The sequence below is a fragment of the Salinicoccus kekensis genome, from assembly GCF_900220995.1.
Taxonomy (GTDB): domain Bacteria; phylum Bacillota; class Bacilli; order Staphylococcales; family Salinicoccaceae; genus Lacicoccus; species Lacicoccus kekensis.
The window spans coordinates 97,343-110,889 of record NZ_OBQF01000002.1; the positions used below are offsets into that span (position 1 = coordinate 97,343).

The window sequence follows — 13,547 nt, forward strand, 5'->3', positions numbered from 1 at the left end:
TATGAATATATATTGCGCTGTTTTCCTATAAGGAAAGCAGCGCATTTTTTTATGGAGGTGAGCCCATGTTCATCGCAATCACACCATACAGACAGCCCGTTTCAAGAGATATCCATCATTTCATCAGCATTACGCCTTTTATAGACTACCTGCTGATCAGGACACCCATGTCGCACCGGGAAACTGCTGATTTTTTAACATCGCTGCTTGAGGCCGGCTTCCCGAAGAATAAACTGCTTGTCCACAGTGATATGGCTCTGCTGGAGAGGTTCGATCTGAACGCCATCCATTTCAGGGAAAATGATGCAGATGCCTTCGATTATAAAAAGAAGCATCCTGAAATCACCGTCAGCATGTCCACGCACTCCGCCCGGGCTGTTGAAGCGGCCGGGGAAAACGGCCTGGATTTCGTCCTCTTCGGCCATATTTTTGAAACCGCTTCAAAACCGGACCGCCCGCCCCGTTCGGAGCGGGAGATCAACGAGGCGCTGTCATCGGATATCCCGGTGATCGCGCTCGGTGGCATCAATGAGCGGACGATTCATCAGCTGCCGTCAGGATTTGGCGGCATCGCCGCGATTTCATATTTCATGGATGCAGCACCTTCCGAAATAAAAGTACTCAGAAAGGGATGGGAATTATCAAATTTGATGTAGTGACCGTGGGTGCAGGGGTGATGGGGTTATCCATCGCCAATGCACTCGCCAAAAAGGGGTTGAAAGTTGCGGTCATCGACCGTGACGCGCCGGGGATGCATGCTTCCTGGAAGGCCGGCGGCATGCTCGGTGCCCAGAACGAGTTTTCGGACGACAGTCCTTTATTCCGCCTTGCGAAAGCGTCCAGGAGATACTTTGAGCCGCTCGCCGCAGAACTGTTGGAGACGACCGGCATTGATATCGAGTACATGGAAACCGGGCTGATCAAGATGGCGGACTCTAAAGGATCCAGGGCAGCTTTGCACAGGCAGTTCCAATTTTTAAAAGGCCATAATGACAACGTGAAGGCAGTAAATGAAAAAGATATCCTGGACCTCGGCAACCAGTTCATCACTCCGGGCGAACACTTTGCGATGCATATCCCGGATGACGGCCAGGTGAATGCGAACAAGTACACAAAGGCACTGACCGCTTCAGCGCTCCATCACGGGGTGACGCGCATCAGCCGCACTGAAGTCATTTCCATCCACCGGGAAGGACAGGATTACCGATTAAAAACTTCAACCGGGGACATCCACGCTTCAAAAGTGGCCGTCACCGCAGGCGCATGGTCGCAAAGTCTGCTCGCACCCTTCCGGATCGAGTCATCAGTGACCGGCGTCAAGGGTGAAATCATGCTGCTGGAGCAGCCGGAAGTGAGACTGAAGCACACGCTTTTCATGACGAACGGCTTCTACATCATACCGAAGCGGAACCACCGTTTCCTGGTCGGCGCGACCAGCAGATTTGGCGACTTCTCTTCCGGCATGACGAAGGATGGCGAAACATGGCTGTGGATGGAAATACTGAAGCACATGCCGAGGCTGAAAAGCGCGGACGTATTGATGAAATCATCCGGCGTCCGTCCGTATACACCAACAGAAACACCGGTCATGGATGAGGTGGAAAACGGCCTGTTCGTCGTGAGCGGCCACTACCGCAACGGCATACTGTTATCCCCCGCCACCGGTATATTGATGAGCGAATGGATCACAGAAGGCAGGCGCCCCGCCATATTAAATGAATTCACTATTGAAAGGAGGAGTAAAGATGCAATGCATCATCAATGATGAAACATTCACGTTTGATGAGGAACTCACCGTCTCACAGCTTCTTGAGCAGATGGAGATCGACCCGGACCGCATCATTGTGGAGCATAACGGAACATTAATCAAAAAAGAGGCATTCGACAGCCATATCGTGAGAAGTGACGACAGGCTTGAATTGCTGGAATTTGTAGGAGGCGGATAAAATGCTTAAAATAGGAGATTTCGAATTCAACTCAAGGCTGTTCCTCGGTACAGGGAAGTTTTCAGATGAGGAGACGCAGACAAAAGCGATCGAGGCATCGGAGACCGAAGTGCTCACCTTCGCGGTGAGGCGCATGAATTTATATGATAAAGACCTGCCGAACCCGCTCGCAAACATCGACCTGAAAAATTTCACCACCTTCCCGAACACGGCAGGCGCAAAGACCGTCGAAGAAACGGTGCGCATCGCAGAGATCGCAAACCATGCCGGCGTATGTGACATGATCAAAGTGGAAGTGATCGGTGACGACAAGACGCTCCTCCCCGACCCGATCGCAACATATGAAGCATGCGAAATCCTGCTCGATAAAGGCTATACGGTCTGCCCTTACATCTCGAACGACGTCGTGCTCGCAAGAAGGCTCGAAGAACTCGGTGTGCACGCCGTCATGCCGCTCGCTTCCCCGATCGGGACCGGACGCGGCATCAACAACCCGCTCAATTTAAGGTATATCATCGAGCAGGCCAACATCCCCGTCATCGTCGATGCCGGAATCGGCTCACCGAAAGATGCATGTTACGCGATGGAACTCGGTGCAGATGCCATCCTGCTGAACACCGCCGTCTCGGGTGCAGAAGACCCGGTCAAGATGGCAAAAGCGATGAAGCTCGGCATTGAAGCGGGCATGCTCAGCCAGGAAGCCGGACGCATACCGGTGAGGTACACGGCACAGGCCTCAAGCCCGGCCGAAGGACTGGGATTCCTGTGATGGAGAGATACGACAGACAGGTCAGATTCACCGGTTTCGGAGAGTCCGGCCAGGAACACTTGAGCCAGGCTGCCATCATGGTGATGGGCGCCGGCGCCCTCGGCACTCATGCAGCCGAACTGCTCACACGGATGGGCGCCGGCAAACTGATTGTGATTGACATGGACATCGTCGAGCTGACCAACCTGCACCGCCAGACCTTATACACGGAAGAAGACGTTCGACTGATGAAGCCGAAAGTCGAAGCTTTGAAGGAAAAGCTCCAGCAGATCAACAGCGAAGTTGAAATAAAGAACATCAACACAGAGCTCAACTCCCACAATATCATCGGAATTCTGCAGGAACATCAACCGGACATCGTCATCGATGCAATGGATCATTTCGAAATCCGGTTCCTGATCAACGAGGCGTGCCACAAGCTCGGTATCCCGTGGGTATACGGGGCCGCCGTCGGCAGCAAAGGCAGCGTCTACGGCATAGATTTCAACGGCCCGTGTCTAAAATGCCTGATGGGAACCATGCCCCAAACCGGTGAAAGCTGTGAAATCAACGGCGTCCTGCCGCCGGTCATCACCCAGACCGCAGGCATCGAAGTTTCTGAAGCCATCCGCTTCTTATCCGGCGCAGGATTCTCGAAGAAACTGATCACTATCGACACTTTTGGCATGAATTATAAGACGATGAACGTCGATGCTTTGAAAGACGAAAATTGTGGCGTATGCGGACAACACAAGTATGATCATCTTGAGAAAGAGACCTTCCGCCCTGTCCAGTCGAACTGCGGCCGTGTGTTCACGTTGAGATTCGATGATGAAATTTTCGAAGAAGAAATGCGTGGTGAAATCATCAAAGAGAACCACTTCGTCAAATTTATCTCTTATAATGGATACGAAATGACACTGTTCAAAGACGGCAGGATGAATGTGTATGGGCTGGATGGACAGGAAGAAGCGGAAGAATTGTATAAGGAAATCGCAGGCAGCTTAAAATTATAGCAGTAAAATAAAATGAACCCCCGTTCCAGTGTGGAATGGGGTTCACTTTTTATCGTCTGTAATATCGAGAAGATATATAGACTGGTTCAGTTAGTAAACAGATCTAACTTGATTTATACTAAGGCCCGTCGGAAAGTGTCCAATTTATCGTAGCCGAATATTCTTTATCAGCTTCGGCACGGATTGGATTCATTTTCAGAAGTATACCTTCATCTGGTCCCCAACTCACTTGTTGAGTTCCATTTGTATTTTTCGAAACAACTTTGATAGGTTCTTTCTCCATTGGAGTACTATTCCCATCTTCGTAAAAGTAATTGATGGTATTTCTCAATTCGTTACCATTGCCATCATTTAAGGGTTCAACTGCTTGAGCTGTCAATTTCCAGTCACTATTTTTTCTAGTATTAACAACTTCAAAGTCATAATGAGGAGATTCTCTCTTAATAATTTTCTCTTCATTTTTGATTTCTGCCGTTTCAAAAATGATATCTGGAGGTGGTTCAATAAACTGCAAACGATTCCCTTGCACCGTCATTTCAGTTTCTGCCTGTGCATTATCAAGCTCACCTTTGAATGTTAAAACTGTCCCGGCCTCAACCTTATCTTTTAATTTTTCATGTTCTTTTAATGTAAAACTGAAATTCCCTTCACTATCGCTTTCCGTTTTGGCAAGCTCTACATTTTCAATATCATAAATTATAACTGTAGCACGTGGCCGTGTTTTCCCAGTTATCATAGCATGAGTGTCAGATACCGCATCCACTTCAAATGGTTCAAGTTCATATATAGGCTGTTCTAAATCCATACGTCTAATGTTACTGTTAGAGTCGAGAGTGAATTTATCTTCTTGGATTTCAACAGAAACATCTGGTTTCTTTTCAATCCTATCTTTTTTATACCAATACTTTCTTACAACATTATATACTTCAAAGCTCGCGTCTATAGGGATCCCGAAAAGACCTCGTACAGAGAACAAACCACCGTTTGGGTTTTCATTGTTAAAGCTTACTAACTTAGCGTTTGTAACCATAAAACTTGTATTGGTGTCTATATCGAAAAGATTGTCTGAATGATTCCCCTTAAATATGACTTGAGCACCATCTTGAATTATATTTTTAACTCTACTACCTAATCTCGTTAGATTTGTCTCAAGGATTTTACTTTCAGAAGAAATCTCAACATTACTGTTTTTTCTGATTTCAAGACCAAATACACCGTTCCTCAAAAAATGGTTTTCGAACTTGAAAGCTGAACCATTTCCTTCATTATGCAATGTTAACTTTGCACCTTCATGAACAATAACTTGCTTAAAAGCCATTCCATTTTGTGAACTTCTTGTATTTATGATATTAGATCCATAAAAGTTTATTGTACTCTCCCAACTTGATCCCAACTTACCATTTTTACCATTATTTCCTGTATCAAAGTTTACGTTTTCAAGATGAATGTTGGCACTATGTGTTTCCTTCTTAATAAATCCCCCGTCTGTATCATCGTTTGTTGTAAGGAGGTTAGTATTTCTTATTACCATTTCAGTTACATTAGTATTAAATACACGACTATTATTCAATATCATAGTAGAATTCACTAAGTCAATGCTCTTTCCATTTCCATCAATGATTTTTTTCCCAGTTTCTGATTCAACAACGGACGGCTTTGGTTGTTGGATATGATCCATAAGAATTATTCTTTCTACATCTTTTGAACCTAAAGCGTCATTAAATCCAGATGGTGTACTTACATAAACAGAGTTGGTGTCTTCACTTATGATAATTGGCACTTCACTCTCGGCCATTGCTGTAGAGAAAGTATTGAATAAAGAAAATCCCGCGCCCTTGACCATTTTATTGTCTCTGGCTTCATTTTCTTCATCTTTATCTACTTCTAACGTTTTCTTCTTTCCTGATTTTCCAATTCTTTCATCATTATCTTCTTCGCCTTCTTCTGAATCATCATCTTCAAGTTTATTTTTATTGTCCTCTTCTCTTGAGTTTTCCTTGGCACTCTCTTCTACTTGGTCAGCTTCATCTCCCGGGTCGTTTTCTTCTGATAGCATCCCTTCAGATCCTTCTAAATGTGACACTTCATCTGATTTTGATTCATCAGAAAGTGTCTCATCACCAGTTTCTTCTGTTCCCGATTCTTTTTCTTCAGAGGATTCATCTATAGCTTCGTCTACTAGAGTTTCTTCGCCACCTTCTTCATCAGCTTTTACAGGTTCTTCCCCTCCCTCTGAAGCGTGTGTTTCAGATGCTCGCTCAGGAGTTTTCTCCGGTTTTACTTCCTCAGATTCAGTTTGTTTATCTGACTCATTTCCTTCCCTACTGGTTGCCTCTTCCCCAGCTGAAGATTCTACAGGTACTTCCTGTTCCGTTTCAAAAACCTCTTCGTCAACTGCACCTGATTGTTCTTCTTCGACGTCAAGTTGATCTTCGTCGTCCATAATTTCTTCAACAGGTTCTTCTTCAGGAATGACACTCACTTCGCAGGCTTCCACAAGTTTTGCTTCTCTAGGTTCCGTCTCAACACCTTCTTCTTTGACGGTGAGTTCAATTTCGTAAGGTCCGCTTTTCAGAATGATATTTCCACCTGCTTCAGGGACTTCGTCTTTCCACTCATACTCGAAGCTGCCAGCGTCATCCACTTTTATAACATCAGTAAGATTGTTGAAAAGCACCTCAATTTCCTGTCCTGCCTGTCCTTCACCGACAAGTTTCTCATCAACTGCAATAGGCTCTTCGACTTTGAAGGCCATGTCTTCACATTGGTCTGTTATCTCTTCAGCATTCATTTGGATTGGAAAGAGAATTTCCGTGAATATCAAAATAAACGCGAGTGTCCATATAATAAGTTTCTTCACATCAATTCTCTCCCATTCCTATTTTCTTCTTTTGACCAATAGGTAGATAATAGTTACAAGTAGTAATACTACAAGCACTCCAAGACCGATTAATACCGGCATCATCCACTCGTTTTCAATTTCTTCTTCTTCGATTTCCACTGCTTCATCATTCGCCTCTTCCGCTGCTTCAGCTTCGATTGTGAACATCTCCTCGAAGGACCATTCATGGTCTCCATTACTTGCGGTCCCTTTGAAGACATAATCCCCCGCTTCAAGACCCTGGTTCTCAAACATCACGGGAAAGTTGAACTCTGAGTTCGGAGCGATGTTGAAGTCCTTGACCGTCCGGGTGTAAAGCGGCTCCTCCGACCCTTCGGCATAGACGTCTCCTGTAAACTCCAGCCCGCCGATGATTGTCGGGGCAGTGTTCACGAAACTTGTCTGAAGGCCGGTTCGGTGGTTGATGAGCCCTGCCTCGAGTGAAAGCAGGTCGAGTTCGGGTTCGACATCATTATCATTGCCTGCCTCCCGGATCTGCACGGCCAGGGCGTAGGAGTACTGATTTTGAATCTGCACACCGGAATCTTCTTCTGATTCGTCAGCTTCCTGGCTGAAATAAAGTCCGCCGAGAATGAGACCGTCAAATGATTCATCCGGCGCTTCCACGGTAATGGTAACCGTCTCCTGACTTTGAGGTTCTATTTCGATTTTGTATTCAGCGATGGTGGCGATTTCGGCAAATGGATGGCTCATTGAGTCATGAGGCACCAAATCCACTGCATCGTAGATGATCAAACCATTACTGTTCGTCGTCGCAGAGTTGGCCTGCGCTTCAATCGTAATCGGTTCATCAGAGGAATTATAAACTACCACTTCAAGCTTCTGGGTCTCCCCTTTTTCCATTTCAATGTCGAAATATGTTGATCCCTGATCTACTTGATTATTTGGTATTACAGCTTCAATAGAGTAAGGAACGACACTTTCATTCGCTTCGGTTACAAAAGACGGCATGAATAATATGGTTAAGAATAATATAAAGTTAAGTTTAAATTTCATTGATTTACTCCTATTTTAAATGCACGCCCCGGGAACACAGCCGGGGCGAAATTCCATTTACTTGGTTTTATTGACTCTCTGTCGTGTCTGTAGCAACTTGACCAGATTTATATGGACCATCTTCCATCGTCCAAATTATCTTAGTTGTATGCTCACCTGCTGAAGCGGATCTTGCGGGGACTTTAAGCTTTACCTTCTCATTCTCTACATCTTCGTTATTACTGAACCATTTAATCAACCAAGCACCTACCCCCTGTGCTTTATCAATTGCTTCTCCTTCAGGGGAGGCGTTGGCGCTCGCTACCTTAGTTGCTTCTTTGCCAGTTTCTAAAGTAAATCCATTTGAAGTAGGTTTTTGACTTTTTTGAAAATCAACAGGGGATTGTACGTCACCTTCTTCAAAAGTTATTTCTGAACTTGGTAATGTCATCGCTCCTGTAGCATCTTTGAAATTCTCAGCTCTTGCGGTCACGTTCCATCCTGCACCAGTCCCTCTCCGATCGGTGACTTGCAAATGATGGTCTGACTCGGTATAGAATAAGTACTCTTCATAAGAAGCATCAATATTTTTACCTTTAAAATCAAGTAGTGGAACAACATCTAGGGTCAATTTGCCTTTTGAATTTGTTACCTTACCCAATTTTTCAGCATCATCTTTGTCAATTTTTTTCAGATTCTCTGGATTATATAACTTTACATCTGCTTCATCTGGTACTGAAAATTGAACTTTGACTTCTGATGTAGCTGAACGGTCATTTTGATTTTCTTCATCCGTATTCCCCATCACCGCTTCTGCCCCCATCGTCATAACCAATCCTGCGCTTAACATACTCACTGCCAGTTTCTTCATTTTCATTTAATTTTCCTCCTTGGATCTTGTCCCTTTTCTTTTTTAGTAAATCTAGCTTCCCCTGCTCTGCGATTCCTGTTTAATTTCTTTCTAGATTTACTTTTTCGTGAAGTCTTTTAAACAACTAACATACATCAATGAATAATGTAGCATAATTTCCCATAAAAGTACTAATTCGAGATAAAAAATAGGCCTAAAGTCTTAATTTCTAAAATATTCCACGTATAGTTAATAATTCATATAATATAAATGGACATAATAAAAATTAATATAAGAAGTAAATTAACTCTAATTAGCTATGAAATCTATAAAATTTTACTCTCCTTTCCCACATTATGTTAAATAAGTCACACAATACTATACCCTAGATTTTAATTATTTTATATCCATTTCGAAATAAAGTTATGACAAAACAGAGACTAGATTCTGAATGCATAGACACTTTTACATTTGAATATTCATTATTTAATGAATACAACACCTTAATAAGTTGTGGTTGAACCAATTATTTTAGAATCGAAAATAAAAAAAAGCTGCATCCTAATGGATGCAGCTACAGTTGAATCTATATTCAGTTCTCACTACTTTGACAATTTAACGGCCCCGGCAGGAATCGAACCTGCGGCACATGGTTTAGGAAACCATTGCTCTATCCCCTGAGCTACGGGGCCATAATTTTAGTCTGATAATCAGTCACTTCTTAATTATAACACTTTGAGAATTAAATTTCATCCCTAATTTACAATAATTTAATTATTGAATGAGAAACAGGCAGTCACATTAACACGAATCACGACCACTTCAAATTCACGATATGATTTAATCCCTTCTATAATATCACTCATGTTTGACTCCGGAATCGAATGGGAAAATCTATGAATGGAACAATCATTAAATTAGGAGGCATGACAGAAGTGACAATCAAAACGGAAACACCACTCACTGTGAATGCTTATATAAATGGAGAAATTGTGGAGTCGGAGCAACATGAACCGCGTGAGAATCCGGCCAAACCACAGGAGACGGCGGGCTACTGGCCGCTCAATTCAGTCGATGATGCCAAGCGTGCCATCGATGCGGCGGATGAAGCTTTCAAATCATGGAAGAAGACGGATTTGAACGAGCGTATCGAACGCATGCAGAAAGCGATTGATAAAGTCAGGGAGAACCAGAACGATCTGGTCAAGCTGCTCTCCGAAGAGCACGGCAAGCCGCTTTACGACGCGGAGGGTGAGATGACGGTCTCCCTTATGTTCATGCAGTATGCAGTGGACAATGCGGAACGAGTCTACAGCGAGACGGTGAACGAGGACGACCGGGGTAAGAACGTACTCCGTCATGAACCGATCGGTGTGGTATCAGCGATCAGCCCGTGGAACTATCCATTGGCGCTGTCGACCGAAAAAATTGCACCGGCGCTGCTCGCAGGAAATACGATGGTATTGAAACCGAGTCCGATGGCGCCGCTCACTGTGACACTCGTCACGCAGCTCATCGCGGAGGAATTCCCTGCAGGTGTGCTGAATATCGTTAACGGCGAAGCGGAAATCGGCATCGAGCTCACTTCGAATGAAAAAGTCCGCAAAATCGCCTTCACCGGCGGCACCGCTACAGGCCGTCACATCATGAAATCCGCAGCAGACACGATCAAGAACATCACCCTTGAACTCGGCGGCAACGACCCGGCGATTTTCCTTGAGGATTTTGATGTAAATGATGAAGCGGCTATGCGGCGCATCGTCATATCGAATTTCCTGACGGGCGGACAAATCTGCATGATTGCCAAACGCATGTATGTCCATGAATCCATCTATGATGAATTCGTTGAGAAATATATGGAAGCTGCGAATAAATGGCTCCGCATCGGCGATCCGACTCTGGAAGAGACGACGGTCGGTCCGGTGAACAACAAACAGCAGCTTGAGTTCGTCCAGGAACTTATCGAAGATTCCAGACAGAATGGCTACGAAATCAGGGAAGTCGGCAAAGTGGCCGATGAGGACTTCTTCAACAACGGCTACTTCATGTATCCGACAGTCGTGCTCGGTGCAGACTACGACTCACGCGTCGTGGCCGAAGAACAGTTTGGTCCGGTAGTGCCGATTCTCAAGTTCAGAGATGATGAGCATGCAATCGAACTTGCCAATGACAGCGAACTGGGACTTACAAGCTCCGTATGGGGAGAGGAAGAACACGCCATCGAAGTATCCAGGCATATCGAAGCCGGCGTGACGATGGTCAATACGGCCGCTATACAGGGTCTCGACATCCGCTACCCATTCGGCGGTGTGAAGCAATCCGGTATCGGTCGCGAGTACGGCGAAGAAGGTATGCTTGAATATGTTGATTCCCATGTAATCAATATTCCAAAACAAAAAGATTTGCCTCATATCCCACAATAAGATATGAAAGTTACGGGCTTGGGAGTATGATTATTTGCGGAATCGCAGCATGATGAGTATCTGCATAAATCACTGAAAGACGGTTGAGCCATCAATCCGGATGAAGCGGCAGGAAAGCTGCTAAAGATTGCTTTCAGTGACTGGACAGCAACATAGGGAAAAGTTGAATATCCGAGGGCAAATTCTTTATCACTATAGTTTATTTTTAACACCAAAATTAACGTGCTATAGTTTCACTATCAAACCAGAGTGCTACGCATGGCACACCGAACCCCCAATCTACTGCCATAGATTGGGGGTTTTTTGGTGTATTGGACGAGTCATCAAGAGAACAATGCGAGTTCTCCATCATGTCGTTCTATCAGAATCGGTTCTCTCTTCGAGGATATCTAATTAATCCAGCAGCGCCTCCCCTCTTATAAGATTTTTGCATTAAAAAAAGACGACGATCACCTTAACACACAAATGGCAAATCGCCAGTCTTTGTTATGCCGATCAACTTCATCTGCTTATAATATCTCCTGTCCTTCATCCGCCGTCACGTCATTGAGGGCAAGAACGCCGACGACCCTGTCATCTTCCACAATCGGCAGGCAGCGCATACGGTTCTTTATCATGATATCCGCTGCATCTTCAATAGTCATGACCGGGGTGCCCATCAGGGGCGTCTCAGAGGACATGATTAAATTTATCGGCGTATCCACAGGGAAGTGTGAAGCAATTCCACTGATGACAATATCCCTGTCTGTAATCGTCCCTTTCAGTTCACCATTCCCAAGTACAGGTATGGATCCTATATTAAACTCCTTCATCATCGATGCCACTGCCTCAATTGTCATTTCAAGCCCGCATGTCTCGACTTCAGTCCTCATGATGTCTCTGACTTCCATCAATCATGCCTCCTTTAGAAAGTTTGTTCACTTCTAGCTATAATTACTTTACCTCGAGCCCCAAGAAAGCTAAACATGATAAGTGATGTTAAAGTAAATAAAATCTCAGAATTAATATAATATTTTCCAGATTTAGAGTATAATTGATTAAAATATATGGAAAGAAGGTTGAGTGGTTGAAGAGATATCTAGCCTTAACTCTATTATTACTAGCCCTGGCAGCTTGTGGCAACGAAGGTGCAATATCAGAAGAAGTTACTGAAACATCTGAAAGCCAAGATGAGAATGAAGTCGCTGCACTTGAAGAGGAAAATGAAGAATTGAAGCGTAAAAAACTTGAAAAAGAAAATGAAGAGTTACGAAAAGAATTGGAAGAGCAAGACTCCGAAAATCAGCAGTCCCGAACTGAGGACCAACCAAATTCAGCAAGTGAAGAAGAAGAGAAAGAGGATATTGAAGAAGAATCTGCAGAAGAAACACCTCCTGAGTCAGAACAAGATAAGCAGCTGACTGGAAATAAAGCTGACTTACAATTCTCTTTGGATTCGAGTGAAGTGAAGTCTCAACTTCTTGGCACTACAGGCGGCAATTCAAAAGGCACTTTTGAGCAGAATGTCATCACTCCAGGTATGTCCCAAACTGAGGTAGAAGATAAGTATGGTCCATATGAATTTACAGCCGACGGTGGCGGCGCCTCCCCCGCGTATTATGGAAATCTAGCTGTTGTTTATGAATATGGTGCACCGTATGGGTCAGGAGACGATGCCTCTGATTCTTCTATCAATCCGGATTATAATTATGTAAAAGCAGTCTACTATTATGCAGGAGTGTCAGAATCTCAATTGTATGCAGCCTGGGGTGAACCTGACTCTTATGATGATGGTTCCAGGTCTACAAATGGTCTCCCTGCATATGCTTATGAAGGCGAAGATGATGACGGAAGATATTACAGTACAGGAACAGGTATCATCGGTACACCGGACGGTCAAAGAGTTGGCATAATACAGCGGACTTTGTTTGATGAAAATCCTTATGACGAAGAAGTAGAAGGTTCCGAAGGGGACTCCGAAGATATCACAGCGGATGATTTCATTATATATGAAGGATTGATTTCTGAATATCTGCATAGGCTGGCTACTTATTATAGTTATGATAATTACGACGATATCTATTATTACTTGAAAGAAGGCACGCCTGCTTATGATAAGATCACTTCAAATAAGGCGACGGAAGATTTTGATGATCATTCTACTTACGACGTATTCTTAAATGATGTTACAGAGCAAAACGACGGCACAGTTCTATTAAATGCAACAAGAGTTTATTCTCATGCCAGCTCAAACGGCAAGCGCATTTCAACTGTTAATTACCTCATGGATACAGAAACTTATGCAATCATCGATTTTGAACAGATAAGTGATACTGCATACTAGAAGAGCAATTAACCAGAAGCAGCCGACTTAGCTAGTAAGTACTTTAAAATTTTACAATTTCTCAGATTTATAATTTACTTTTAACACCAAAATTAATGTGCTATAATGTAAGTATCAAACTAAAGTGCTCAACATGGAACACCGAACCCCCAATCTATGGCAGTAGATTGGGGTTTTTTTGGTGTATTCGACTAGTCATCCAGTCATTCATCGCGATTGTTCAGCCAATAAGAGAACAATGCGAGGATTGCACCTACGATAATCGGTGCAATTCACAATTCAACTAAAGTGCTAAACATGGTGTCACCTCCTTCCATGCTTTAAGCACGGAAGTGAACTGGATGACTCTTTAATTTTACCATAG

At 44.0% G+C, this 13,547-nt stretch carries 12 protein-coding genes and 1 tRNA gene; 7 read left to right on the forward strand and 6 right to left on the reverse strand.

The genetic code is table 11. The annotated features are described in order from the left end of the window. Positions 1 to 65: 65 nt before the first annotated feature. Genes CRN96_RS05285 through CRN96_RS05305 form a run of 5 tightly spaced genes read left to right on the forward strand, consistent with a single transcriptional unit; the run spans position 66 to position 3,710 of the window. Positions 66 to 656 carry a thiamine phosphate synthase gene (locus CRN96_RS05285; protein WP_097039885.1) on the forward strand — a complete coding sequence of 197 codons (591 nt, stop codon included), beginning with the start codon at positions 66 to 68 and terminating at the stop codon, positions 654 to 656. After that, positions 632 to 1,765, forward strand: a complete 1,134-nt coding sequence (locus CRN96_RS05290) for an NAD(P)/FAD-dependent oxidoreductase (RefSeq protein ID WP_097039888.1) — start codon at positions 632 to 634, stop codon at positions 1,763 to 1,765. Before CRN96_RS05285 ends, CRN96_RS05290 begins: the two co-directional genes overlap by 25 nt. Then, positions 1,746 to 1,946 (forward strand): sulfur carrier protein ThiS, encoded by a 201-nt coding sequence (gene thiS, locus CRN96_RS05295; RefSeq protein WP_097039890.1) that lies wholly within the window; start codon positions 1,746 to 1,748, stop codon positions 1,944 to 1,946. Before CRN96_RS05290 ends, thiS begins: the two co-directional genes overlap by 20 nt. Before the next feature lies 1 nt (position 1,947). Further along, positions 1,948 to 2,715, forward strand: a complete 768-nt coding sequence (locus CRN96_RS05300; RefSeq protein ID WP_097039893.1) for a thiazole synthase — start codon at positions 1,948 to 1,950, stop codon at positions 2,713 to 2,715. Beyond that, a complete protein-coding gene (locus tag CRN96_RS05305; protein ID WP_097039894.1) occupies positions 2,715 to 3,710 on the forward strand; it encodes a HesA/MoeB/ThiF family protein in 996 nt (331 codons plus the stop codon). The genes CRN96_RS05300 and CRN96_RS05305 overlap by 1 nt, the downstream gene beginning before the upstream one ends. Positions 3,711 to 3,828: 118 nt before the next feature. On the opposite strand, the gene CRN96_RS05310 is transcribed toward CRN96_RS05305, so the two are convergent. From CRN96_RS05310 to CRN96_RS05325, 4 genes are all read right to left on the reverse strand, one after another. Further along, positions 3,829 to 6,570, reverse strand: a complete 2,742-nt coding sequence (locus CRN96_RS05310; RefSeq protein WP_097039896.1) for an Ig-like domain-containing protein — start codon at positions 6,568 to 6,570, stop codon at positions 3,829 to 3,831. Between the two features lie 18 nt (positions 6,571 to 6,588). Continuing rightward, positions 6,589 to 7,608, reverse strand: coding sequence for a WxLIP family cell surface protein (locus CRN96_RS05315; RefSeq protein WP_097039899.1), 1,020 nt, complete (start codon positions 7,606 to 7,608; stop codon positions 6,589 to 6,591). Positions 7,609 to 7,675: 67 nt separating this feature from the next. Continuing rightward, the gene (locus tag CRN96_RS05320; RefSeq protein WP_097039900.1) at positions 7,676 to 8,464 is read right to left on the reverse strand and encodes a WxL domain-containing protein; all 789 of its coding nucleotides are present in this window, start codon (positions 8,462 to 8,464) and stop codon (positions 7,676 to 7,678) included. Positions 8,465 to 9,056: 592 nt separating this feature from the next. Next, positions 9,057 to 9,129: transfer RNA gene (locus CRN96_RS05325), tRNA-Arg, on the reverse strand. Between the two features lie 234 nt (positions 9,130 to 9,363). Between CRN96_RS05325 and CRN96_RS05330 the strand changes: the two genes are divergently transcribed. Continuing rightward, positions 9,364 to 10,860: an aldehyde dehydrogenase family protein gene (locus tag CRN96_RS05330; protein ID WP_097039902.1), complete on the forward strand. Its 1,497-nt coding sequence runs from the start codon at positions 9,364 to 9,366 to the stop codon at positions 10,858 to 10,860. Positions 10,861 to 11,369: 509 nt separating this feature from the next. Here CRN96_RS05330 and CRN96_RS05335 read toward each other — a convergent pair. After that, a complete protein-coding gene (locus CRN96_RS05335; protein ID WP_097039904.1) occupies positions 11,370 to 11,750 on the reverse strand; it encodes a CBS domain-containing protein in 381 nt (126 codons plus the stop codon). A 176-nt stretch (positions 11,751 to 11,926) separates the two neighbouring features. Between CRN96_RS05335 and CRN96_RS05340 the strand changes: the two genes are divergently transcribed. Then, positions 11,927 to 13,183, forward strand: a complete 1,257-nt coding sequence (locus CRN96_RS05340; protein ID WP_143544286.1) for a hypothetical protein — start codon at positions 11,927 to 11,929, stop codon at positions 13,181 to 13,183. A gap of 203 nt (positions 13,184 to 13,386) precedes the next feature. On the opposite strand, the gene CRN96_RS13140 is transcribed toward CRN96_RS05340, so the two are convergent. Continuing rightward, on the reverse strand, positions 13,387 to 13,455 hold the full coding sequence (locus tag CRN96_RS13140) for a type I toxin-antitoxin system Fst family toxin (RefSeq protein WP_143544295.1): 69 nt from the start codon (positions 13,453 to 13,455) through the stop codon (positions 13,387 to 13,389). Positions 13,456 to 13,547: the final 92 nt, after the last annotated feature.

Bases quoted from the DNA above. Each gene is read 5' to 3' on its own strand.
- CRN96_RS05285 (WP_097039885.1), top strand. From the start codon at position 66: ATGTTCATCGCAATCACACCATACAGACAGCCCGTTTCAAGAGATATC.
- CRN96_RS05290 (WP_097039888.1), top strand. From the start codon at position 632: ATGGGAATTATCAAATTTGATGTAGTGACCGTGGGTGCAGGGGTGATG.
- thiS (WP_097039890.1), top strand. From the start codon at position 1,746: ATGCAATGCATCATCAATGATGAAACATTCACGTTTGATGAGGAACTC.
- CRN96_RS05300 (WP_097039893.1), top strand. From the start codon at position 1,948: ATGCTTAAAATAGGAGATTTCGAATTCAACTCAAGGCTGTTCCTCGGT.
- CRN96_RS05305 (WP_097039894.1), top strand. From the start codon at position 2,715: ATGGAGAGATACGACAGACAGGTCAGATTCACCGGTTTCGGAGAGTCC.
- CRN96_RS05315 (WP_097039899.1), bottom strand. From the start codon at position 7,608: ATGAAATTTAAACTTAACTTTATATTATTCTTAACCATATTATTCATG.
- CRN96_RS05320 (WP_097039900.1), bottom strand. From the start codon at position 8,464: ATGAAAATGAAGAAACTGGCAGTGAGTATGTTAAGCGCAGGATTGGTT.
- CRN96_RS05330 (WP_097039902.1), top strand. From the start codon at position 9,364: ATGACAGAAGTGACAATCAAAACGGAAACACCACTCACTGTGAATGCT.
- CRN96_RS05335 (WP_097039904.1), bottom strand. From the start codon at position 11,750: ATGGAAGTCAGAGACATCATGAGGACTGAAGTCGAGACATGCGGGCTT.